General features: G+C 67.0%; 25 protein-coding genes. 15 read left to right on the top strand and 10 right to left on the bottom strand.

What is annotated here, in order from left to right; all coding sequences use genetic code 11:
• The first annotated feature begins 13 nt into the window (after positions 1-13).
• Positions 14-286 carry a MarR family transcriptional regulator gene (locus DMP03_RS05535; RefSeq protein ID WP_075937905.1) on the top strand — a complete coding sequence of 91 codons (273 nt, stop codon included), beginning with the start codon at positions 14-16 and terminating at the stop codon, positions 284-286.
• 72 nt (positions 287-358) lie between these two features.
• On the opposite strand, the gene DMP03_RS05540 is transcribed toward DMP03_RS05535, so the two are convergent.
• On the bottom strand, positions 359-2218 hold the full coding sequence (locus DMP03_RS05540) for a PINc/VapC family ATPase (protein WP_152119708.1): 1860 nt from the start codon (positions 2216-2218) through the stop codon (positions 359-361).
• A 61-nt stretch (positions 2219-2279) separates the two neighbouring features.
• Positions 2280-2870: a riboflavin synthase gene (locus tag DMP03_RS05545; protein WP_152119709.1), complete on the bottom strand. Its 591-nt coding sequence runs from the start codon at positions 2868-2870 to the stop codon at positions 2280-2282.
• Between the two features lie 94 nt (positions 2871-2964).
• Here DMP03_RS05545 and DMP03_RS05550 point away from each other — a divergent pair, with 94 nt between their 5' ends.
• Positions 2965-3204, top strand: coding sequence for a DUF7533 family protein (locus tag DMP03_RS05550; RefSeq protein WP_152119710.1), 240 nt, complete (start codon positions 2965-2967; stop codon positions 3202-3204).
• Here the strand turns inward: DMP03_RS05550 and DMP03_RS05555 are convergent.
• Both DMP03_RS05555 and DMP03_RS05560 read right to left on the bottom strand, forming a co-directional pair.
• Positions 3201-3476 carry a hypothetical protein gene (locus tag DMP03_RS05555; RefSeq protein ID WP_152119711.1) on the bottom strand — a complete coding sequence of 92 codons (276 nt, stop codon included), beginning with the start codon at positions 3474-3476 and terminating at the stop codon, positions 3201-3203. The two genes, DMP03_RS05550 and DMP03_RS05555, sit on opposite strands and share 4 nt — an antisense overlap.
• A gap of 46 nt (positions 3477-3522) precedes the next feature.
• Positions 3523-5364, bottom strand: coding sequence for a UvrD-helicase domain-containing protein (locus DMP03_RS05560; RefSeq protein ID WP_152119712.1), 1842 nt, complete (start codon positions 5362-5364; stop codon positions 3523-3525).
• A gap of 120 nt (positions 5365-5484) precedes the next feature.
• Here DMP03_RS05560 and DMP03_RS14235 point away from each other — a divergent pair, with 120 nt between their 5' ends.
• Together DMP03_RS14235 and rimI are read left to right on the top strand one after the other, a co-directional pair.
• A complete protein-coding gene (locus DMP03_RS14235) occupies positions 5485-5658 on the top strand; it encodes an HVO_0416 family zinc finger protein (RefSeq protein ID WP_172967083.1) in 174 nt (57 codons plus the stop codon).
• Between the two features lie 216 nt (positions 5659-5874).
• Positions 5875-6345, top strand: coding sequence for a ribosomal protein S18-alanine N-acetyltransferase (gene rimI, locus DMP03_RS05565; RefSeq protein ID WP_152119713.1), 471 nt, complete (start codon positions 5875-5877; stop codon positions 6343-6345).
• Here the strand turns inward: rimI and DMP03_RS05570 are convergent.
• Genes DMP03_RS05570 through DMP03_RS05580 form a run of 3 tightly spaced genes read right to left on the bottom strand, consistent with a single transcriptional unit; the run spans position 6337 to position 7729 of the window.
• Positions 6337-6879, bottom strand: coding sequence for an NUDIX hydrolase (locus tag DMP03_RS05570; RefSeq protein WP_152119714.1), 543 nt, complete (start codon positions 6877-6879; stop codon positions 6337-6339). The genes rimI and DMP03_RS05570 overlap by 9 nt on opposite strands.
• The gene (locus DMP03_RS05575; RefSeq protein ID WP_152119715.1) at positions 6876-7274 is read right to left on the bottom strand and encodes a hypothetical protein; all 399 of its coding nucleotides are present in this window, start codon (positions 7272-7274) and stop codon (positions 6876-6878) included. Before DMP03_RS05575 ends, DMP03_RS05570 begins: the two co-directional genes overlap by 4 nt.
• On the bottom strand, positions 7271-7729 hold the full coding sequence (locus tag DMP03_RS05580) for a DUF5809 family protein (RefSeq protein ID WP_152119716.1): 459 nt from the start codon (positions 7727-7729) through the stop codon (positions 7271-7273). The genes DMP03_RS05575 and DMP03_RS05580 overlap by 4 nt, the downstream gene beginning before the upstream one ends.
• Positions 7730-7801: 72 nt before the next feature.
• Here DMP03_RS05580 and DMP03_RS05585 point away from each other — a divergent pair, with 72 nt between their 5' ends.
• A complete protein-coding gene (locus tag DMP03_RS05585; RefSeq protein WP_152119717.1) occupies positions 7802-9139 on the top strand; it encodes an arylsulfotransferase (asst) in 1338 nt (445 codons plus the stop codon).
• Here the strand turns inward: DMP03_RS05585 and DMP03_RS05590 are convergent.
• Genes DMP03_RS05590 through DMP03_RS05600 form a run of 3 tightly spaced genes read right to left on the bottom strand, consistent with a single transcriptional unit; the run spans position 9136 to position 10790 of the window.
• The gene (locus DMP03_RS05590; RefSeq protein WP_152119718.1) at positions 9136-9585 is read right to left on the bottom strand and encodes a DUF5810 domain-containing protein; all 450 of its coding nucleotides are present in this window, start codon (positions 9583-9585) and stop codon (positions 9136-9138) included. The two genes, DMP03_RS05585 and DMP03_RS05590, sit on opposite strands and share 4 nt — an antisense overlap.
• 47 nt (positions 9586-9632) lie before the next feature.
• Positions 9633-10019, bottom strand: a complete 387-nt coding sequence (locus DMP03_RS05595) for a DUF5611 family protein (RefSeq protein ID WP_152119719.1) — start codon at positions 10017-10019, stop codon at positions 9633-9635.
• Positions 10020-10058: 39 nt separating this feature from the next.
• The gene (locus DMP03_RS05600) at positions 10059-10790 is read right to left on the bottom strand and encodes a DUF7093 family protein (RefSeq protein ID WP_152119720.1); all 732 of its coding nucleotides are present in this window, start codon (positions 10788-10790) and stop codon (positions 10059-10061) included.
• A 105-nt stretch (positions 10791-10895) separates the two neighbouring features.
• On the opposite strand from DMP03_RS05600, the gene DMP03_RS05605 reads away from it, so the two are divergent.
• The 10 genes from DMP03_RS05605 to DMP03_RS05650 all read left to right on the top strand — a co-directional run bounded on the left by DMP03_RS05605 (position 10896) and on the right by DMP03_RS05650 (position 20779).
• Positions 10896-11189 carry a DUF6432 family protein gene (locus tag DMP03_RS05605; protein WP_152119721.1) on the top strand — a complete coding sequence of 98 codons (294 nt, stop codon included), beginning with the start codon at positions 10896-10898 and terminating at the stop codon, positions 11187-11189.
• Positions 11190-11235: 46 nt separating this feature from the next.
• Positions 11236-12321: a CAF17-like 4Fe-4S cluster assembly/insertion protein YgfZ gene (gene ygfZ, locus DMP03_RS05610; protein WP_152119722.1), complete on the top strand. Its 1086-nt coding sequence runs from the start codon at positions 11236-11238 to the stop codon at positions 12319-12321.
• A gap of 39 nt (positions 12322-12360) precedes the next feature.
• Positions 12361-12813 carry a universal stress protein gene (locus tag DMP03_RS05615; protein ID WP_152119723.1) on the top strand — a complete coding sequence of 151 codons (453 nt, stop codon included), beginning with the start codon at positions 12361-12363 and terminating at the stop codon, positions 12811-12813.
• A 40-nt stretch (positions 12814-12853) separates the two neighbouring features.
• Positions 12854-13618 carry a nucleotide-binding protein gene (locus DMP03_RS05620; RefSeq protein ID WP_152119724.1) on the top strand — a complete coding sequence of 255 codons (765 nt, stop codon included), beginning with the start codon at positions 12854-12856 and terminating at the stop codon, positions 13616-13618.
• On the top strand, positions 13615-14130 hold the full coding sequence (locus DMP03_RS05625) for a hypothetical protein (protein ID WP_152119725.1): 516 nt from the start codon (positions 13615-13617) through the stop codon (positions 14128-14130). The genes DMP03_RS05620 and DMP03_RS05625 overlap by 4 nt, the downstream gene beginning before the upstream one ends.
• 39 nt (positions 14131-14169) lie before the next feature.
• Entirely contained in the window at positions 14170-14817 is a 648-nt protein-coding gene (locus DMP03_RS05630; RefSeq protein WP_152119726.1) for a helix-turn-helix domain-containing protein, read from the top strand.
• A gap of 64 nt (positions 14818-14881) precedes the next feature.
• Positions 14882-17131: an NADP-dependent malic enzyme gene (locus DMP03_RS05635; RefSeq protein ID WP_152119727.1), complete on the top strand. Its 2250-nt coding sequence runs from the start codon at positions 14882-14884 to the stop codon at positions 17129-17131.
• Positions 17132-17383: 252 nt separating this feature from the next.
• Positions 17384-18388, top strand: a complete 1005-nt coding sequence (locus DMP03_RS05640) for a TIGR04024 family LLM class F420-dependent oxidoreductase (RefSeq protein ID WP_152119728.1) — start codon at positions 17384-17386, stop codon at positions 18386-18388.
• An 83-nt stretch (positions 18389-18471) separates the two neighbouring features.
• On the top strand, positions 18472-20334 hold the full coding sequence (locus DMP03_RS05645) for a GAF domain-containing sensor histidine kinase (protein WP_152119729.1): 1863 nt from the start codon (positions 18472-18474) through the stop codon (positions 20332-20334).
• A 37-nt stretch (positions 20335-20371) separates the two neighbouring features.
• A complete protein-coding gene (locus DMP03_RS05650) occupies positions 20372-20779 on the top strand; it encodes a Rieske (2Fe-2S) protein (protein ID WP_152119730.1) in 408 nt (135 codons plus the stop codon).
• The last annotated feature ends 123 nt before the right edge of the window (positions 20780-20902 follow it).

Here is a 20902-nt window from a genome sequence, read left to right on the forward strand (position 1 = left end):
GTGGGTAAGTAGTATGAGCGATTCTGACGGAGAGACAGTCGCCGATCTCCCACCGAGCGCCAAGCTCGTCTACAAGGTACTGGAGTACGACGGGCCGATGACCCAGAAGGGCATCGTTGAGGAGTCGATGCTGTCGGCCCGGACCGTTCGCTACGCCCTCGAACGGCTCGAAGCCATCGACGTGGTCAGCGAAGACGTCTACTTCGCCGACGCCCGGCAGAATCTCTACCAGCTCACCGACGCCGACGACCAATCCGCCGAGACCGTCGCGGCCGCCGACGACTGAGTTTCTCGTCCTGCTCGTTGCAGTTCGTCTTCTCCGTGAGTCCCGTTCCGATAGCGCGGCTGCTCTTCTCGACTACTGCGGCGTAATCGTCACCTGTTGGCCGCTGTCGACTGCCGTCTCCAGTTCGTCGGCCAGCCCGCTCCCGCGGGAGATCTGCACCTCACCGCCCCGCGAGACGGTCGCCGTGAACAGATACTGCCCGCCGGCCTGCACCTCGACCGTCTCGCCCGAGTGGCCCTCTACGGGGAGGATGATGTGACGCGAGGTGATTTCGGGCGTGACGATTTCACCCTGCTTGCCCCCGCCGGTTGCGCCGGCGGAGCTGCCACCACTGCCACCGCCGAAGCCGCCGGCGTACTCATCGAGTGTCCGCACGTCTAACTCCATGCTCAGCCGGTTTTCGATATCGGTGATGCGGCCGCCGCCCTTCCCGATGACCGACGAGATATCGTTTTCGGAGACGTAGACGGTGGCGGCGTTGTCACTCGTAATCTCGACTTCCACCTGTCCGTGGGCGATGGATTTGATTTCGCGCTCGATTTCGTTTTTCGCGATGCGGCTGACCCCCGACTCCTGTTCGTCGCCGTCTTCGAGCGGGACGGTGACGACCTGCTGATTGAACGTGTAGATCTCGTAGGCCGGCTCGCCCGTCTCGTAGTCGGAGATGACGACGACCGGGCGGGTGAGGTCCTCCTCCATCAGGCCGTGGGGAACCTTCACCTTCGTTTCGACCTCGTAGACGGTGTCGATCTCGCCGGCCTCGATGTAGACGACCGTGTCGACGACCTGTGGAATCATGCCGAGTTCGACGCGGCCGACGAGCCGCTGGAGGGCGTCGATGGCACGCGTCGCGTGGACGACACCGATCATCCCGACGCCGGCGAGTCGCATGTCGGCGAAGGTACTGAAGTCAGACGTTTTGCGCACCTCGTCGTAGATGGTGTAGTCGGGCCGCACCATGAGCAGCGAGTCGGCCGTCCGCTCCATCGACCCGCGAAGCTCGGTGTACTGGGTGATGTGGTCGCCGACCTGGAGGTCGCGCGGCTTCTCCATCGTCTTAACGGCGAAATCGGAGTCGGCGAGGAACTCAGCTACCGCCTGCGCGAACGTCGACTTCCCTGCGCCGGGCGACCCCGACAGCAAGATTCCGCGCTGGTGTTCGGTGAAGCGGTCGCGAAGCCCGTCCGGTAGGTCGTACTCGTCGAGCGTGGGCGAGGCGATGGGTCGAACGGCCGTGATCTCGATTCCGTCGGCGAAGGGCGGCCGGGCGACGGCGATACGGTAGTCGGCGTACTGGATGATCTTCATCCCCGGCTCCTCAAGTTCGATGAAGCCGCGCGAGGAGGCGCGCGCCGTCGACTCGATGTCGTTCGCGAACGTCAGCATCTCCGATTCCGACAGCGGCTCACCGCCGATCGGGCCGTACGCGATGTCGCCGATGTCGCCGCGCTTCGCCATCGGTGCGACGCCCGTCTTCAGGTGGACGGACATCGTCTCGCCGTCGAAGTACCGCTCGATGTCGAGTCCGTCGTCGGTCCCGTCGTCGGTCGTGTCGACCTTCGGCTCGACGTACTCGACGGTGACGCCCATCGCCTCACCCACCTCCGCCTGCACGCGGTCGCTGGTGAGCAGCGTCGCGTCGTGGTCGCGCGCGAGGTCGCGAATCAGCGCGTCGATGTCACCTTCGCCCGCGCCCTCGGTCTCGTCGTGAGTCGGGCGACGGCCGATGTATTCGACAGAGATATCGCCGGCGTCGGCAGCCGCCGCCAGCCGCTGTAGCTCTTCGAGTCCGGCCCACCCCGAATCGCGCCCCTGATTCGCCTGCGACTCCAGCTCCGCGACGACAGCGTTCGGCACGTAGACGTGGGCCACGTCGTCGTGTTCGGACACGCGGCCGTCGATGACCGCGCTCGTGTCCGGAAGAATATCCATACCGGACGGAAGGCGGGCGAGCTTATAAGGGTTGTAACAGCGGGCGCTGTGTCACCGCATCTCAGGCGTACTGTTCGGTGATGGATTCGACGTACTTGGCGATGACGTCAACCTCCAGATGGACGGGGTCGCCAACCGACTTCTCCGAGAGTGTCGTGATCTCGTAGGTCGCCGGGATGATGGCGACGGCGAATCCGTCCTCGTCGATGTCGGCGACGGTCAGCGAGATGCCGTCGATGGTGATCGAGCCCTTCGAGACGACGTACTGGCCCATCGACTCGGGGAGCGAGAACTCGAAGTACCAATCTTCTTCCACCTGCTCGATTCCGGTCACCTCGCCGACGCCGTCGACGTGACCCTGCACGATGTGGCCGTCGAAGCGACCGTCCGCGGGGAGTGCGCGCTCGAGGTTCACGCTGTCGCCGACACCGAGGTCACCGAGATACGTCACCTCGACGGTCTCCTCGGCCAGGAAGACGGAGAAGTCGTCGTCGGTCTGCTCCTCGACGGTAAGACAGGCCCCCGACACCGCGACCGACTGGCCGTGCGTCAGTTCGTCGGCGAAGGGCGCTGCCAGTCGGAGCCGCAGTCCGTCGTCGGTCCGCTCGCGGGCGAGCACCTCACCCGTCGTCTCGATGATTCCGGTGAACACAGTCGAGATACGGCGACGCGACGCAAATGTGTTAGTATTCCCGAAACTGGGACGGACCCGGAGCGTTTTCGGTCGCCGGCGACTCACGGGAGACATGGCGCGGTCAATCACGAGTACCATCGGGCTGGCGGCGACCGTCGCGCTGGCGGTCCCGCTCGTCATCTTCGGCATCGAGCAGCTGCTCGCGGGCGAGCATCTGGTTGGGGGTATCGTGCTCGCGATTGCGGCGTTGATGGTGCTCATCGAGGAGTATCTCACGACGCCGACGGACATCCCGGGTCTCGTCGCGGAGAAGACCGTCGGAGCGGTCGTCGAGGAGCCCGAAGAGGACTAGATTTCGTCGTCGGGGTCGTGTTCGGCGGCCATTCGCTGTGCTTCGGCCGCGTACTGCGCCCGCTCGTCGGGGTCGGTCACGTCGCCGAGATTCTGCGGCTCCGCCTTGACGGCTGCGGTCGTCACTCGGCGGTCTCCCGGGGTCGTGAGCGCACGCTCCTTCCGGAAGTAGCGCTCGCCGTCTGTCGTCGCGTACGTGAGGATGATGAGGTTCTGCTCGTCGTCCGAGTAGGTTCGTTCGACAAGCCACACTCGTGTCGTTTGCTCGCTCATACCTGAAGTAGAGTCGCTAGCGGTGAAACGACTGCGGTCGCCGCGGTCAGTCGGCCGGCTCGGCGACCTCGAGCGGTTCCTGTGCCTGCTCGATGAACTCCACGAGCGGGAGCTCGCTGGGCTCGTTGTCGATGAGCACGTCGAGCGGGAGCGTCGGCGCGCCGTCGATGAGATTCTCCATCAAGACGAGTCGCTCGCGGGCGCGCGACATCCCGACGTAGAAGACGCGGCGTTCGTTGTCCGTCAACACGGGGACCGGGTCGGTTCCCTTCTCGAACTCCACCGCTTCGGGGAGCCGGTCGCGGTCGACGCTGGCCGCCATCTGCTCGACGACCTTCTCCGTGAGGTCGGTACAGACGAAGACGTGGTCGGCCTCGCGACCCTTCGCGGAGTGGATGGTGCCCACGCGGACGCGGTCGGCGTCCATCCCCTGATACGGCCCGTCGAAGTAGGCGTCGACGGACCGCTCTTGGAAGTTCGAGGTGCGGGTGAGCATGTCCGACGCGCCGGCGACGCCGGGCGTGAAGGGAGCGTACTCCTCGATGAAGTCGGGACTGACCTCGAAATCCTCCAGTCGCGCATTGTTCTGCTCTTTCAGCTCGTCGAGCGCGTCGAAGAGGTCGTCGCGCTCTTTCGTGCCGAACGCGGAGTCGGCGAGCATCTCGGCCAGCCGCCGCGCCTCCAGTCCGGTCATGTGTCCCTCGTCGGTCTTCTTCTCGACGGCGCGGACGTACCCTTCGAGCCGGTCGGTCCACATCCGGATGTCCGTCAGCGAGGTGTACGGAATCCCCATCGAGGTGAACTCCTCCATGAACTGGAACAGCTGATAGCGCGCCCGGAACAGCACCATCACGGTCTCGTCCTCGGTCGCCTCGATGGTGTCGCGGACGTTCCGCGTCAAATCGAACATCGACGGCGAGCGAATCCCCTCGACGGTGCCGCCCTCCTTGCGCGGGTTCAGGTCCTTCTCCTGTCGCTCGTCGATGTGGCGGATCTCGCGGTTGACGACGTTGAGCACGTTCGACGGGAGCCGGTAGGAGTTCGGCAAGATTACGTCGTCGTCGGGGTCGGCCTCGAGCAGGAGCGCGGGGTCGGCCCCCTGCCACGCGTAGACGACCTGGTCGTCGTCGCCGGCGATGAGCACCGACTCCATGTGGGGTCGCCACTCCTCGTAGGCGTCGTGTTGGAGCGTCGTGATGTCCTGGAACTCGTCGATGACGAGGTGGTCGACGTTCGGAACGAGCGAGCGCTGGGTGACGCGTTCGAGCATGTCGGCGAAGCCGACGACGCCGTGTTCCCCCTTGTACGCGCGCCACGCCCGGATGACCTCCGGCACGTCGATGCGGTCGTCGTCCGACGGCCACGTCGGGGTGTACTTGTTGCCCGTCTGTGAGTTGGGGTCCTCCTCCGGCGGGAGTCGAACCTCCTCCACGTCCCACTGGAAGGGTACGTCGTACCAGTCGGCCACGTCCCGGCGGGTGCGCTGGAGCCACTCGGAGGTGGCGAGAATCTTGTTGCCGATGGTGGTCGAGCGCGACGAGCGCCGCCGGTTGGAGTCGTACTCACCCTCGAACTCGATGCCGTACTCCGAGCAGAACTCCTTTTTCTCGTCCTCGCCGACCACGTCGCCGCGTGATAAGTCGAGCAGCTCGTACGCCTTCGCGTGCATCGTGGAGACGTTCCCCTTCAGCGACTTCGGCGAGCGGTCGAGTCGTTCGGCGAGTCGCTCGCGAATCTCCGCGGCGGCCGCCCGGGTGTAGGAGACGACGAGGATGTCCCGCACGTCGACGCCGTCGTCGAGCATCTCGTCGACGCGGTCCAATAGCGCGGTGGTCTTCCCGCTGCCGGGACCACCGAACAGCCGCGTCAGGTGCGTATCGTCGGTCATAGAGACATGAACACGACCACCGGGCATAAGGGGCGTGGCTTCGCTGGGCCGCTCGTCCGCCGCAATCCGTGCTACCACGTACCACACATTTATTGCCACCGGGGCTAACTATCTGCTTGTATGGCGACCGCGAACGACATCTTCGACGACTTCCTCGCAGACAGGGGCCACGAGACGGAAACCGAGACGCCGGCGTGGGAGGAGGATTATAATAAAAAGCGGTGCCCGGAGTGTGGCGGACTCCACGAGATGGCGGCCTCGGAGTGTACCGTCTGCGGCTGGACGCCGAACTAACCGGCGTCTCGTTCTCGCGTCGCTCGCGCTCACCAGCGAACGCGTCGGGGAGTGAAACGTGTCCCCGGAGGGAGGAGGGTGGGGGGAGTCCTCCCGACAGGGACGAGGTGGGGATGCACCCAAAACTGGGTGCACCCGGTTGTAAATGGTAGGTGTATAAGAAAGTGCTGGCTGCCGGCGACCAAGGCTTTACTGGCCGACCGACGTACGACGAATGTGACGACAGCCGGGAGCCAGCCGACCGACGGGCCGACGATTCGGCAGGCGACGCGGGCGGACCTGCTCGACGTGTACCGCATCGAGACCACGTCGTTTCCCCAGCCGTGGCCCTACGCCGCCTTCGAGCAGTTCCTCGGTCAGCCCGGATTTCTCGTCGCCGGCGAGCGGTCAGTCGACGGCTTCATCGTCGCCGACACCGTCCCGAACGGCGGGACGCCGCTCGGCCACGTCAAGGACCTCGCGGTCCGCCCCGACGCCCGCGGGCAGGGACTCGGCGCGAATCTCCTCGGGACCGCCCTCAGTATCTGTCGACGCCAGGGCGTCGGCCGCGTCAAGCTCGAAGTGCGGGAGACCAACGACACCGCCAAGCGCCTCTACGAGCGGTTCGGCTTCGAGATTCACCGACGACTTCCCCGGTACTACGACGACGGCGAGGACGCGTTCGTGATGGTGTGTCCCCTACAGTAGCCCGTCCGCCCGCGCGAGCAGAATCCCCTCGATGGTGGCGTCGTTGGCTGGCGCTTCGCGTGCGCGGGCCAGCGCCTCCGCCACTGGGACGCGCACCACGTCGATGAACTCGTTGCCGTCGAGCTTGCGCTTCCCGTCGGTGAGTCCCTCCGCATAGACGATGCCGCGACGGTGACGGAGGACGCCCGTCGAACACCAGAACTCCTCGACGTGCGCGACGGAGTCGGGGACGAAGCCGGTCTCTTCCTCCAGTTCGCGCGCGCCGGCCTCGGCGTACGTCTCGCCGTCCTCGACGATGCCGGCCACGAGCTCGAGACAGTGCTCGCGGATGGCCGGCCGGAACTGCTCTACCATCACCAGGTCGTCGCCGTCCTGTGCGACGACGACGACCGCCGGCGGCAGGTCAGCCCAGTAGTACTTCTTCGTCGTGGCGTCGGGCTGGCGCACCTCGTCGTAGCCGCCGGTGTACCAGCCGGTCTCGTACTCGGCGACGGACTCGACGACCGGCCAGTCGTGGTCTGCGTTGTCGCTCACGGCTGCACCACCGTCACACGATACGTGACGTTCTCGAAGGTGACGAAGACGGCGTCGCCCGACATGTTTGACGCGTACCGCTGTCTGAACACGTCGCGCTCGTCGAACACCGAGTGGGTAAACGTCTCCTTGATGCCGAACGGTCCCCTGTAGTAGGCCGTCGAGCGCGCCGTCCCGCCGTCTGCTGCGCTCACCGCGCCGTAGGTGTACGGAAACCGTTGCTCGGAGAGGTTCGCGCCGTCGATGGGAACGACTCCATCTGGAGCCTCGGCCGCCGTCGCCTCGGCGTAGTAGGGGTCGCCGCTCTGGAGCAGCGACGGCAGCGCCCCGAGCGCGAGCAGCAGGACGACGACCACCAGCAGTCCGAGCGTGACGTTGCGCGTGATGCGTCTCACGACGCGGCTCCCTCCACACTCTCCTCGCTTCCGTCGCCTTCCTTCAGGATGTCTCGGTACACCTTCCCGTACGCCTGTCGCCGCAGCGTGCCGACGGCGGCTTCCTCCTCGGCGTGGAACGTCGCAGCGACGACGGTGTCTCCCGCAGGGGCGACGTGCCACGCGACGTTGTCAACCTCGTCGCTCCCCTCCAGTTCGACGGCGAACTCCGAGTCTTCGACCACTGACTCGAACTCTCCGCGCGTGCCGACCGTCACCTTGAGCAGGGAGGCGAACAGCGCGTCCAGTGCCGTCTCGATGACGTCGCTCGTGACGCGGTCGCCGTACTCCTCGCGGTCGAACGCCATCGCCTTGGCCGTCTCCCGGACGACCGTCTGTGCCGTCGGCGCGAGGTCGCTGTACGCCTCCCGGGCCTCCGTCGCCGTCGTCGGGGCGAGCCACCCGTCTTCGTGCATACCTCCCGTACGTGGTCGTCGGTGGTAGATATACCGAAACAGTATCCTACCCTGCCCGACACGTCAGAGTCGATGCCCGCCCGCTCGACCCTCCGCCGTGCCCTCCTCGCGGTCGTCGTCGTCTGTCTCGTCGGCCTGCTCGTCGGCTATCTCACCGGCCCGCACGACCCGACGACGACCGACGGCTTCCGCCCGACCGACGCCGGGGGGTACGACCCCGCCGCCCTCGAATCGGCCGCCAACGTCACCGTCGCCGCCACTCAGGGCGTCCCCGAATCCGACGCCGCGGGTGAACTCGTCGCGCTCACCGACGAGGGGAACGTCGCGTACCGCAACGACACCCTCCAGACCTACTTCGACGTGGACCCCGTCCCCGACGCCCCCTACGTCGTCGAGTACGTCGGCGCCGAGAAGCTGACCGGCGACGCCTGTGCCGGCGTCTCCACCGACACCTGCTCGCGAAACGTCTACGAGCGGCTGAATCTCCGCACCGACGAGACCACCCGCCTGTGGTCGAAGACGACGCCGCGTATCCCGTCGAACCGATACCACGACATCGACCGCGTCAACGGGACCCACATCGCCGTCGCCGACATCTACGAGGACGCGCTCTACACCGTCGACCTCGCGACCGGCGAGGAGGTGTGGCGCTGGAACGCCGAGGAGGACTACGACCGCTCGTCGGGCGGGTCGCCCGGCGACTGGACCCACGTCAACGACATCGAGACGACGCCAGACGGCCGGTTCCAGGCCAGCCTCCGGAATCAGGACTCCGTCGTCTTCGTCCGGCCCGGCGAGGGCTTGGTGGCCGAACAGACGCTCGGCTCCGACGGCGCTCACAGCGTCCTGTACGAACAACACAACCCCGACTACATCCCCGCGGCGAACGGCGGCCCGGGCGTTCCGGTCGCCGACTCCGAGAATCGCCGCGTCGTCGAGTACCAGCGACAGGACGGCGAGTGGGTCCAGACGTGGGCGTGGACCGACGCGCGACTCCAGTGGCCGCGCGACGCCGACCGACTCCCGGACGGCTCGACGCTCGTCACCGACAGCCACGGCGACCGCGTCATCGAGGTCGCGCCCGACGGCACCGTGCTCTGGTCCGCGACCGTCCGGCTCCCGTACGAGGCGGAACGACTCGCCACGCCCAGCGAGTCGGGTGGCGGTCCGGCCGTCGACACCGGCGACCCCGGTATCGACCCGAGCGCGGGGCTGCTCGCGAATCCGGGCTACACCCTCCGAACCGCCGTCCCCCAACTACTCGTCAACGGGCTGTTGTACGTCTCGCCCTCGTGGGTTCTGTATCCCGAGCTGCTCGTAGTGCTCGCGTTAGGGTTGACGCTGCTCGCGTGGGGCGTGGGAGAAATCTGGTGGCGGCGCGACCGCATCCGGGCCGCGGTCGGGCGCTAATTCTCGTCTTCGTCGTCGGGTTCGTCTGCTTCGCTCTCGGCCAGCATCTCTTTCGTCAGTTCGCGTGCCTCCTCTAACACCGCCTGCGTGTCCTCGTCCATCTCTACGTCCGCCTGTGACGGCAGCTCCTGGTCGTGTGCGTGACCGTGGTCGTGACCCGAGTGGTCGTGTCCCTCGCTCTCGAACAGTTCGCCCGAGCGACCACTCTCTCGGTCGGATCGCCCGCCGGTGGTGTCCTCGAACACCTGTGGGTACTCGTCTTCCTCCGCGAACTCGCGGACGCGCTCGGCGAGCTCCGCTTCGCCCTCCTCGGCCCAGTCGGGGGCGTGCTCGTCGAGCCACGCCTCGTGGCCGTCGTCACCGAGGATGGCGGTGAAGGCGAGGTGGTTCGCGAGGTGGCGAGCGTCGACCTGCGGGTCGTCACAGACGGGACACGCGTAGCCCATACCCGACGTGGGGTATCGGGAGGGAAAAACACAGCGTCCCCGCGAACTCAGAAGTCGTCGGGGGCCTCGTCCTCAACGTCGCGTTTCATCGAGTCGCGCCGCGCTTTCGCGTCGCGACCCGTTGCTTCGAGCAGAAACTCGTTTTTCGCGGTGTTGGCGTCGCCGGCGGTGTCCACGTCGCCCGTCTCCATCAGGTCCTCCAGTTCGCGCTCCTCGAAGTTGACCGCGAGGGTGTCCTTCTTGCTTCCGTACGTTACGGCACCGACGACGATGCGCTCGAACACCGGGTTCTCGGGGTTCTCGATGACGAACAGGTCCGAGTCGTTGTACTCTTGTGTGTCGGTGATCTCGCCGAAGTACTCCTGGACGGTCGATTCGAGGTCGGGGATTCGCTCCTCGAGATACTCCCCGCGCCGCATCTTATACTCCTCCATACGGCCGATTCGACACCCGATGGTTTACGGATTTCGGAGCTATCGGGCGTCGAGATACCCTCGGTGACACGCCGGACACGCGTCGCCTTCCCGCAGCGAGGAGGCGTCCATCTGCTCTGTGAATCCACACTCCGGGCAGACGTACTCGCCGTCGAGAATGCTCGTCGCCGCCGGCTCCGTCGTCGCCTCCGCCCCCTCGGTTGATTCCGACTGTGGCGACTCGTCGCTCGACTCCGTGGACGCCGACGCCTCGACCCCTTCGTCGCCCGTCAGCGTGCTCGGGTCGAACTGGTCGCTCTCGTCCGGCCACTGCCCAGGTTCACGCATCGCCGACTTCGGCGTCTCCGTCGGCTCGTCGTCGAGGATCTCCGCGTCCTCCTCGCTCGGGTCGGCGGGTGGCTCCTCGTCGTCCTCGCCGGACGTGAACCCCGGGTCCACCGCCGGGTCGGACTCGAGCGGCGGTTCGTCACCGCCCGGCCCCGGCTCTCCGCCGGCAGTCGCCGCCGCGACCGCCGGCTCAGGCTCCGACTCGGCGTCTGTTTCTGCCGCCGATTCCGGCTCCGGGTCGGTCGCGTCGTCGACGGCCACGTCCGACGGTTCGACGATGGAGGTGACTTCCTTGCTCTCGGAGGTGACGCGGCGCTCGCCACAGCGGCGACACTCCTCGATTTCGCGGACGACGGTGATCGCCTCGCTCCCTTGCTCGGTTCGTTCACGCTCGGTGTCCGCCTCCTCGAAGGCGTGCCCGAGTAGCGAACACGTAACTCCCATTGGTCATCTTCCCGTCGTCGCGGGCATAAGGCTACCGACGCCCCCGACGAGTGTCTGACGCGCGCCCTACGAACGGTTATGTCGCCCCGCCACGTAGCCGTGAGTATGCAGGCGAAGTCGACCTATCGCGACCGCGACGAGACGGAACTCGCGGTGCTCGACACGCTGGTCGACGCACGCGAGGAGGGGCTCACGATCTTCGAGGTGCGCGCCAGCGTCGACGCCTCCATCGACGACATCGAGGAGAGTCTCGCCGCGCTGAAAGCAGACGACCTCATCCGCGTCACCAACGCCGACAGCGAGACCCGCATCTACCCCCGCGACCGCGTGATTCCCGACGACGAGGAGACGGACGACCCATCAGTCGTCGATGCGCTCCGCGAGCGGCTCCCCTTCTAGTTTCGACGACGAGCCGTTTTTCACCCTCGGCACACTTCGGTAGGTAATGACCGTCCTTCCCGAGGTCCACGAGCGCCACGGGGCCACCTTCCGCGAGTACGACGGCCGCCGGGTCGTCGACTCCTACGGCCGACCCGACCGCACCCACCGCGCCGTCCGCAAGGGCGTCGGCGTCATCGAAACGCGCTACGGGATTCTCCAGATCTCCGGCGACGACCGCGTCGAGTTCGTCGACAACGCCGTCACCAACGCCGTCCCGACCGAGAACGGCCGCGGCGTGTACGCCCTCCTGCTTGACCCGCAGGGACGAATCGAGACGGATCTCTACGTCTACAACGCCGGCGAGCGACTGCTCTGTTTCACCCCGCCCGGCGAGGCCGCGCCGCTCGCGGCGTCGTGGCGCGAGAACGTCTTCATCCAGGACGTCGACATCGAGAACGCGACCGATGATCTCGCCGTCTTCGGTGTCCACGGGCCGACGGCCACGGAGAAGGTGGCCAGCGTCCTCCACGGTGGCGTCGGCAGTCCGGACGAGGAATTCACCTTCGTACGCGGCTCGATGGGCGAAGCCGGCGTCAGCGTCATCCGGACGGACAACCTCCCCGGCGAGGAGGGGTACGAGGTGGTGTGTGCGGCCGACGATGCTCACGAGGCGTTCGAGACGCTCATCACCCGCGGTAACAACGCCGTCCCGTTCGGCTACCGAACCTGGGAGTCGCTGACGCTCGAAGCCGGCACCCCGATGTTCGAGACAGAACTCGACGGGACGGTGCCGAACGTGCTCGGGCTTCGGAACGCCCTCGACTTCTCGAAGGGCTGTTATGTCGGGCAGGAAGTCGTCTCGAAGATCGAGAACCGCGGGCGACCCTCGCGCCGGCTGGTCGGTCTCGCGCTCGATTCGGTGCCCGAACCTGGAGCAGCCGTGTTCGCCGGAGACAGCCACGCCGGCGAGGTGACCCGCGCCGGAGATCCCCCGCTGCGTGAGTCGCCGGTTGCGCTCGCGTTCGTCGGCTTCGGTGACGACCTCGATACTCTCACCGTCCGCGTCGACGGCGAGCAGGTGGCAGCGAGCCACGAACCGCTCCCGTTCGTCGACGGGTCCGAGCGGTCGGCCCGACTGCCGGAGTACTGACCCGGCGATTTTTTATTTTCCACGGGGGAGACCAATCTCGTGCAGGAACATCTACTCGTCCCGGTCGACGGCTCCGAACAGGCGCGCGAGGCGTTCGAGTACGCGCTCGACCGGTTTCCGGACGCGGAGCTGACGCTGCTGTCGGTCGTCGACCCCGCAGACGCAGTCGTCTCCGAGCCGATTACGGGCGCATACGAATCCCCCGCCGGCACCGCCGGCGCGGGGGCCGAACTGCTCGACGAACTGGAGACGACCGCGACCGAACGCGTCGAGGAGACGGCCTCCGAAGCGCGGGCGGCCGGGCACGACGCGGATTCCGAGGTCGTCGTCGGCCAACCCGGCCGCGCAATCGTGGTGTTCGCCGACGAGCGCGACTGCGACCACATCGTGATGGGAAGCCACGGTCGCTCCGGCGTGTCGCGCGTCCTGCTCGGCTCCGTCGCCGAGTCCGTGATGCGCCGGGCACACGCCCCCGTGACAGTCGTCCGCTGAGGCCGAATGTTTTTGTTCGACCGACGGCGAGTGAAACCAGATGGTCGAAGCGTTCGCCGTCGCCTCCGGCAAGGGCGGAACGGGTAAGACGACGAGCACGCTCGCGCTCGGGATGGCACTCGCCGATTCCTACGACGTGACGGTCGTGGACGCCGACACCGGGATGGCGAATCTGCTCTTTCACGCCGGTCTCTCCGACGCCGACGCGACCCTCCACGACGTGCTCGTCGAGGGCGGTCCGTCCGTCGAGGCGGCCACCTACGAGCGGTTCGGGATGTCGGTCGTCCCGTGTGGCACCTCACTCGCGGCGTTCGAGCGCGCCGACCCCGACCGACTGCGCGACGTGGTGGCCGACCTCGCGAGCGACACCGACGTGCTGCTCCTCGATTCGCCGGCGACGCTCGGCTCGAAGGCCGCGGTCCTCCCGGTGGTGTTGGCCGACCGCGCCATCGTCGTGCTCCAGCCGACGGTGCCCGCGCTCTCTGACGGGCTGAAAGTACAGGAGTACGCGCTCTCGTACGGGACGGACATCGCCGGCGTCCTGTTCAACAAAGTCCACGACGGCGACGATGGCGTCGCCCAGCAGGCCGACCGCTACTTCGAGGGACCGACGCTCGCCGAGGTACCCGACGCCGACGCCGCCCGCGCCGCCAGAAGCGCGGGCGAACCCCTCCTCGCATACGCTCCCGAGTCGGCCGCTGCCGAGACGTTCCGGCAGGCTGCCGACGCGCTCGACGTGCGCGCCGGTGACGGCGAGGCGGTCGCCGACCGGTTCCAGTCGGCGGTCATCCCCGACCCGCCATGACGCCCGAGGGGACGCTGGTCGCCTCGCGGGTCGTCGAGTCGCTCGCTACCCCGCTGGAAACCTGTTTCGCGGACCAACTCACCGGCTACCTCCGGATCGAGTCGGGGATGCCGCTCGCCGACGCCGACCCTGTCGTCGTCACCCTCGATGGTGGTGTGCCGACCGCGGCGGTCGTCCCCGACGGCGACCAGACGGGCGCGGGTGCCCTCGCCGCGCTCCCCGACACGGGACCATTTCGGGTCGAACGCGCCCGGACGAGTGCGAGTGCCCTCGCGTCGCTCCACGACCGCCCCGCGTGTCACGTCGACCCCGGGGCGATAGCCGAGCGCGCCGACGCCCCCGCACTCGCGGCCCGCCTCCGCGAGCGCGCGCCCGACGACCCCACCGACGACTCCATGGCTGACTTTCTCGACGACCCCGACCAGATCGCCGCGCTGAAAGCCGAGGCGCGGGCCGAGGCGACCGCACGGGCCGACGAGTGGGGGTTGTCGGACCAGCTCGACACCGAGTGACCCCGCAGATTTTAGGCCGAACCGAGCGAACATATGTAGGTGTCACGCGCGAACCTCGTCGTCCAGCTCTCGGAGGGGGAGTGGGCACACACCGTCTCGACGCAGTTTCCAGACGCCGAGTTCGAGCTGTTGGCGCTCGAACCCGGCGAGAACGAGTGTCACCAGCTCGTCCGCGTCGACGCGACCAACCCCGACCGGCCGGTCGAGTTCATGCGCGAGGTCGACGGCTTTCGCGCCTTCTCCGTGGTCCAGCGCGGTGAGGGGGCGACCGTCGTCCGATTCCGCTCTGAGACGCCGCTCGTGGTCTTCTGTCTGCGCCGGGCGTCGATACCGTTCGAGCCGCCGCTCGCCTGCCGTGACGGTCGCGCCTCGCTGCAGGCGACTGCGCCCGACGACGCCATCTCGAAGCTGACCGACTACTTCCGCGAGTACGGGCTTCGGTTCGAGGTGGAGTCGCTCAGACAGGAGTTGGACGTGGAGACGCTGCTCACGCCGCGCCAGCGCGACCTCGTACTCACCGCCGTCGAGGAGGGGTACTACGACACTCCCCGCGACTGCACGCTGACCGAACTCGCCGAGGCGGCCGACGTGGCGAAATCTACGGCTTCGGAGACGCTCCACCGCGCCGAAGGGAGCATCATCCGGCAGTTCGTCGGCGACGCGCTGGCCGACGCCGACACCGAGTGACCGGTCTGTCACGAACGATACAACGAGCGAGAGCCGTTTAGTAGCCCGGCGATAGAGACGAAATATGGGACTCGACGAGGACGCACTGGAGTATCACGAGGCGAAGCCGCCGGGGAAGATCGAGATTTCGACGACAAAGCCGACGAAGACTCAGCGCGACCTCTCGCTGGCCTACTCGCCGGGCGTCGCCGCCCCCTGTGAGAAGATAGCCGACGACCCAGCCGACGCCTACCGCTACACCACGAAGGGGAACATGGTGGGCGTCGTCTCGAACGGGACCGCCGTGCTCGGTCTGGGTGACATCGGCGCACAGGCCTCGAAGCCAGTCATGGAGGGAAAAGGCGTCCTGTTCAAGCGATTCGCCGACATCGACGTGTTCGATATCGAACTCGACGACGCCGACCCCGACGGCTTTTGTGCCGCGGTCGAGCGCATGGAACCGACGTTCGGCGGTATCAACCTCGAGGACATCTCTGCGCCCGAGTGTTTCGAAATCGAGACGCGCCTGCGCGAGTCGATGGACATCCCCGTCTTCCACGACGACCAACACGGCACCGCCATCATCTCCGGGGCGGCGCTGATGAACGCCTGTGAGCTGACGGGCAAATCCTTCGAGAATCTCTCGGTCACTTTTTCGGGTGCCGGCGCGGCCGCTACCGCCACCGCTCGCTTTTACACTGATCTCGGCGTCGACCCCGACAACATCACGATGGTCGATATCGACGGTATCATTACCGAAGCGCGGGCGGCCGCCGGCGACCCACACGAGTACACCGAGCCGTTCGCCGCCGAGTCTGGGGGCGAACTCGCGGACGCGATGGAGGGAGCCGACGTGTTCGTCGGGCTCTCCGTCGGCGGTATCGTCTCACAGGAAATGGTGCAGTCGATGGCCACCGACCCGGTCGTGTTCGCGATGGCGAATCCGAATCCGGAAATCGGCTACGAGGAGGCGATGGCCGCCCGCGACGACCTGATCATGGCGACGGGCCGGTCGGATTACCCGAACCAGGTGAACAACGTGCTCGGATTCCCGTTTCTGTTCCGGGGCGCGCTCGACGTGCGCGCGACCGACATCAACGAGCCGATGAAACAGGCCGCCGCCGAGGCGCTCGCCGACCTCGCGAAGGAGGACGTGCCCGACGCCGTCGTGAAGGCGTACGGCGACGAGCCGCTCCAGTTCGGCCCGGAGTACCTGATTCCGAAGCCGCTGGATACCCGCGTCCTGTTCGAGGTGTCGGCGGCCGTCGCGCAGGCGGCTATCGACTCCGGGGTCGCCCGCGTCGAGCGCGACCTCGACGGCTACCGCGACGAACTCGAGGCCCGCCTCGGGAAGGGCCGCGAGATGATGCGTACCGTCCTGACGAAGGCGCAGTCGAACCCGAAACGGGTCGTCTTCTCCGAGGGCGCAGACCGGAAAATCATCCGCGCCGCCTACCAGCTACAGGACGAGGGCATCGCCGAGCCGATACTCGTCGGCGACGCCGACCAGATTCACCGCCGGGCGGCGGAACTCGGACTCGCCTTCGACCCCGAAATCGTCGACCCGACCAGCGACCACCTCGACCCCTACGCCGAGCGACTCCACGAGCTACGCAAGCGCGACGGCGTCACCCGCAACGAGGCCGACTCGCTCATCCGCGACGGCGACTGGCTCGCCTCGACGCTCGTTGAGATGGGCGACGCCGACGTGATGCTCACCGGCCTGACCCACCACTACCCGACCGCGCTCCGCCCGCCGCTGCAGGTCGTGGGCACGGCCCCCGACGCCAATTACGCCGCCGGCGTCTACATGCTCACCTTCGACGACCGCGTCGTCTTCTGTGCCGACGCGACCGTGAATCAGGCTCCCGACGAGGACGTGCTAGAGGAGGTCGCCCGCCACACCGCCGACCTCGCGCGACAGTTCAACGTCGACCCCCGGGTCGCCCTGCTGTCGTACTCCGACTTCGGAACCGTCGACAACGAGGGGACGCGAAAACCCCGCGAGGCCGCAGACCGCCTCCGCAGCGACCCGACCGTCGACTTCCCGGTCGACGGGGAGATGCAGGCAGACACCGCCGTCGTTGAGGACATTCTCACGGCCGACTACGCCTTCACCGAACTCGACGAGCCGGCGAACGTGCTCGTGTTCCCGAACCTGGAGGCCGGCAACATCGCGTACAAACTGCTCCAGCGGCTCGGGGGAGCCGACGCCGTCGGCCCGATGCTCGTCGGGATGGACAAGCCGGTCCACGTCCTCCAGCGCGGCGACGAGGTCAAAGACATCGTGAATTTGGCGTCCGTTGCGGTCGTCGACGCACAGGAAGAAGAGTAGTCCGCGAGCGACAGCGAGCGGTTCACCGCGCCCGAACTCGTGAGGGCGCGGCCTTTCCGGTCCAGGGGTTTGCCGCGAGGGTGGAACCCGAGCGGGAAACGGCTGGAAGTGCGAAGACATCGTGAATTTGGCGTCCGTTGCGGTCGTCGACGCACAGGAAGACGAAGAGTAGGCGTCCGCGAGCGAGGGCGAGCGGTTCACCGCGACTGTACTGCCCCGACGTTTATCATGTCCCCACCCGGCTACCGGCGTATGAGCTACGAACTCGTCTTATCGACCGACGACCACGACTCGCTGGACTCGCTCGCCGCCCGCGCTCGACACGCCGAACAACTGGGGTTCGAGCGCGTCTCGGCCGGCGAGACCACCGGCTGGGACATGGTGTCGGCGTTCACCGTCGTCGGCGAGCGAACCGAGGAAATCGGCGTCTCGACGGACGTGCTCTCGCCGTACGGGCGCGCGCCGACCGTGCTCGCCCAGACTGCTCTGACGATGCACGACACGACGGACGGGCGCTTCCGGCTCGGGCTGGGTACCTCCTCGCCGGCCATCGCGGAGGGGTGGCACGGGGGGGATTTCGACCGTCCGCTTCGGCGACTGCGTGAGTGTCTCGACATCATCCGGGAGGTGTACGAGGGCGGTAGCGTCGAGTACGAGGGGGAGTGTTACGATGTCGGTGGACTGCGGTACAGCCGTCCGGTGCCAGAGGAGCCGCCGGCAATCGACGTGGCCGCGCTCGGTCCGAAGGCGACCGAACTCGTCGGGCGGTTCGCCGACGGCTGGGTGCCACAGCTGTTCACGGCCGACGGGCTTCGCGACCGGCTGGCCGACCTCGAACGCGGAGCCGACCTCGGCGGGCGAGCCGTCGAAGACGTGCGGGTGACGCCGTTGGTGCGGACGGTCGCGAGCGAGGACCGCGAGCAGGCGCGTGCGAGCGCGCGGTCGGCGGTCGCGTTCCTCATCGGCGCGTACGGGCCGTTCTACGGTGACTCGGTCGCGAAACAGGGGTATCCGGACGTGGTCGACGAGATTCGCGAGGCGTGGGAGTCGGACCGCGACACGGACGCGATGGCGGCCGCGCTGCCCGACGAACTCCTCGACTCGCTCGCGGCCGCCGGCACCCCACGGGAGGTGCGGGAGCGACTCTCGACGTTCCGGGATATCGACGGGGTCGACGCCGTCAGAGTCGGCTTCGCGAGCGGGCTGGACGACGACACGAAGGAGGCGACGATGGCGGCCGTCGAGCCGCTGTTGTGACGAACCGTCGGCGGTCGGCGCTTGCCGGCGATACACGCGAGTGTATGTAAGTATATATACGAGTGCCCGCAATTTATACATAGATGAATGCGAAGGGAGAGTCAACGGGACCGACGGTCCTCGTGGTCGCCGACACGGCCACCCGCGTGACGGCGGAACTCTCCCGGCGAGCCCCCTCCCTGTCTGCGATTCCAATCGACGCCGCCACGGACGCCAGCGACGTTCTCAATCACCTCTCTGAGGCCGACTGTCTCGTCGTCGACCCGACTGCGGGCGACTTCGACACGGTCGAGAGGGTCCGTGAGTACGACGCGCTGTTGCCTATCGTGTTGTTCACCGCCCGTGACCCCGCGGCGTTCGCCGAGGCGGCCATCCGCGCCGACGTGACCGACTACGTCCCCGCGACAGACGAGGACGCGTACGACCGACTGCTCGACCGCATCGAGCGTCGCGTCACGCGGTACGACCGCGAGACGGTCGACCGGGTCTCGACACGGATGCAGCCGCTCGCCGCCTTCACCAGCGACCTCCACGCCTGTACCGACGAGCTGGAGGCCATCGAGATGGCCGCAGACGCCGCGACGCAGATTCTGGCGTTCGACCGGTGTTCCTTCGGCATCGAGCGTGACGGGATGCTCCGTGTCGTCGAGGAGCGCGGCGACGAACATGGCGAGGCTGACGTGCTCCCCAGCGACGAGGGAATCGCCGGTCTCTCCTATCAGTCGGGCGAGGCGCTGCTCATCGACGACGTGGCCGCGTACCCGCACGTCGAGAGCGACAACGAGGTCGCACTCCTCAGCGTCCCAATCGGCGAACACGGTATCTTCCAGGCGGTCGGTGACGGCGTCGGCGTCTTCACGACCGAGGACCACGAGGCCGCCGTCCTGTTGTGCGACCACCTCGCCGAGACGCTCTCGCGCATCGAACGCGAGGACGAAATCGCCGAACAGGAGCGGTTCTTCCGGGAGGTGCTCAACTCCATCCCCGACCCGGTGTACATCCTCGATGAGTCGTTGCGCTTTGACACGGTCAACGACGCCCTGCTCGAGGCGGTCCCGTACAGCCGCGACCAACTCGTGGAGATGTCTGTCGCCGAGATACCAAACGACACCGTCGAGGGCGACTTCACGACCGAGCTTCAGGAGATCCTCGATTCGGGCGGCTCCTTCCGCGGGGAAATTGAGGTCAACAACGACGGCGAGTGTATTCCCTACCAGCTGAACACGCGCCGCATCGTCCACGACGGCGAGCCGATGTTGTTGGGCGTGGCCCGCGACATCTCCGAGCGGAAGGCCCGCGAGGAGGAACTTCGCCGACAGAACGAGCGGCTCGACGAGTTCGCGTCGGTCGTGAGCCACGACCTCCGGACGCCGCTCAACGTCGCCAGCGGCCGTATTGAACTCGCCCGCGAGACCGAGGACGCCTCGCATCTCGGTGCCGCCGAGGACGCGCTCGACCGGATGACGACGCTCATCCAAGACGCCATGACGTTAGCGCGCGACGGCCGCACCGTCGAGTCGCCGTCGCCGGTCGAACTGACGCCGCTGGTCGAGACTGCATGGAACGGCGTGCCCGCCGACGGCGCGACGCTCTCGGTCCCCGCCGAGTCGGTGACCGTGCTTGCCGACAAGCCGCGTCTCCAGCGGTGTGTCGAGAACGTGCTCCGCAACGCCGTCGACCACGCGGAGGACCCCCACATCGACGTGAGCGTGACCGTCACCGGCGACACTGCGACGCTGTCAATCTGTGACGACGGTCCCGGCATCCCGGCCGATGAGCGCGAGGACGTGCTCCAGTCGGGCTACACGACCAGCAGCGAGGGGTCGGGACTCGGACTCGGCATCGTCGCCCGCATCGCCGAGGCGCACGGCTGGGGTATCTCACTCTCCGAGAGCGACGCCGGCGGACTCTGTATCGAGCTGTCGAGAATCGCCCTCGCCGAGTGAGCGAAACGCACACCTCGCTCGGACGTGAACCGCCGGTATGGAACGTATCACGACGACCGACGAAGTGCCCGAACAGGGGTCGTTCCTCTTTACCGTCACCGAGAGCGACGGCCGCGAGGAGGAGGTCATCCTCATCCGCGACAGCGAGGACGAAATCGCCGCGTGGAAGAACTTCTGTCAGCACGAAATCGACCAACGACTCGACCGTGGCAACGGTGCAGTCACCCGGGACGGCGGCGTCATCTGCCCGAAACACGGCTCCATCTTCGACGGGTCGACCGGCTACTGCGACAACGGGAAAGCCGCCGGCTCGACACTCGCCGAGGTCGACATCACGATCAACCGGACGGACGTGTATCTCACCGACGACGACCTCGCCTTCGAACACGTCGGTGGCATCAGCGACGACGATATGCCCGGATCGAGCTCGCATCTCGGCTTCTGAATTCGACAGCCGTCGTAGATAGTTTTAGTATGTGTCGTCCTCAGTCGCGGATATGGACTCGGTCCGAGCGCTGTCCTCGCCGACGGCGAAGCTGGTGTATCTGTATCTGAGCGAGCGCGGCGC

Source organism: Halosegnis rubeus, from assembly GCF_009184545.1.
Taxonomy (GTDB): Archaea; Halobacteriota; Halobacteria; order Halobacteriales; family Haloarculaceae; genus Halosegnis; species Halosegnis rubeus.

Bases quoted from the DNA above. Each gene is read 5' to 3' on its own strand.
- DMP03_RS05535 (WP_075937905.1), top strand. From the start codon at position 14: ATGAGCGATTCTGACGGAGAGACAGTCGCCGATCTCCCACCGAGCGCC.
- DMP03_RS05540 (WP_152119708.1), bottom strand. From the start codon at position 2,218: ATGGATATTCTTCCGGACACGAGCGCGGTCATCGACGGCCGCGTGTCC.
- DMP03_RS05550 (WP_152119710.1), top strand. From the start codon at position 2,965: ATGGCGCGGTCAATCACGAGTACCATCGGGCTGGCGGCGACCGTCGCG.
- DMP03_RS05555 (WP_152119711.1), bottom strand. From the start codon at position 3,476: ATGAGCGAGCAAACGACACGAGTGTGGCTTGTCGAACGAACCTACTCG.
- DMP03_RS05560 (WP_152119712.1), bottom strand. From the start codon at position 5,364: ATGACCGACGATACGCACCTGACGCGGCTGTTCGGTGGTCCCGGCAGC.
- DMP03_RS14235 (WP_172967083.1), top strand. From the start codon at position 5,485: ATGGCGACCGCGAACGACATCTTCGACGACTTCCTCGCAGACAGGGGC.
- DMP03_RS05580 (WP_152119716.1), bottom strand. From the start codon at position 7,729: ATGCACGAAGACGGGTGGCTCGCCCCGACGACGGCGACGGAGGCCCGG.
- DMP03_RS05585 (WP_152119717.1), top strand. From the start codon at position 7,802: ATGCCCGCCCGCTCGACCCTCCGCCGTGCCCTCCTCGCGGTCGTCGTC.
- DMP03_RS05590 (WP_152119718.1), bottom strand. From the start codon at position 9,585: ATGGGCTACGCGTGTCCCGTCTGTGACGACCCGCAGGTCGACGCTCGC.
- DMP03_RS05595 (WP_152119719.1), bottom strand. From the start codon at position 10,019: ATGGAGGAGTATAAGATGCGGCGCGGGGAGTATCTCGAGGAGCGAATC.
- DMP03_RS05600 (WP_152119720.1), bottom strand. From the start codon at position 10,790: ATGGGAGTTACGTGTTCGCTACTCGGGCACGCCTTCGAGGAGGCGGAC.
- DMP03_RS05605 (WP_152119721.1), top strand. From the start codon at position 10,896: ATGCAGGCGAAGTCGACCTATCGCGACCGCGACGAGACGGAACTCGCG.
- ygfZ (WP_152119722.1), top strand. From the start codon at position 11,236: ATGACCGTCCTTCCCGAGGTCCACGAGCGCCACGGGGCCACCTTCCGC.
- DMP03_RS05620 (WP_152119724.1), top strand. From the start codon at position 12,854: ATGGTCGAAGCGTTCGCCGTCGCCTCCGGCAAGGGCGGAACGGGTAAG.
- DMP03_RS05625 (WP_152119725.1), top strand. From the start codon at position 13,615: ATGACGCCCGAGGGGACGCTGGTCGCCTCGCGGGTCGTCGAGTCGCTC.
- DMP03_RS05635 (WP_152119727.1), top strand. From the start codon at position 14,882: ATGGGACTCGACGAGGACGCACTGGAGTATCACGAGGCGAAGCCGCCG.
- DMP03_RS05640 (WP_152119728.1), top strand. From the start codon at position 17,384: ATGAGCTACGAACTCGTCTTATCGACCGACGACCACGACTCGCTGGAC.
- DMP03_RS05645 (WP_152119729.1), top strand. From the start codon at position 18,472: ATGAATGCGAAGGGAGAGTCAACGGGACCGACGGTCCTCGTGGTCGCC.
- DMP03_RS05650 (WP_152119730.1), top strand. From the start codon at position 20,372: ATGGAACGTATCACGACGACCGACGAAGTGCCCGAACAGGGGTCGTTC.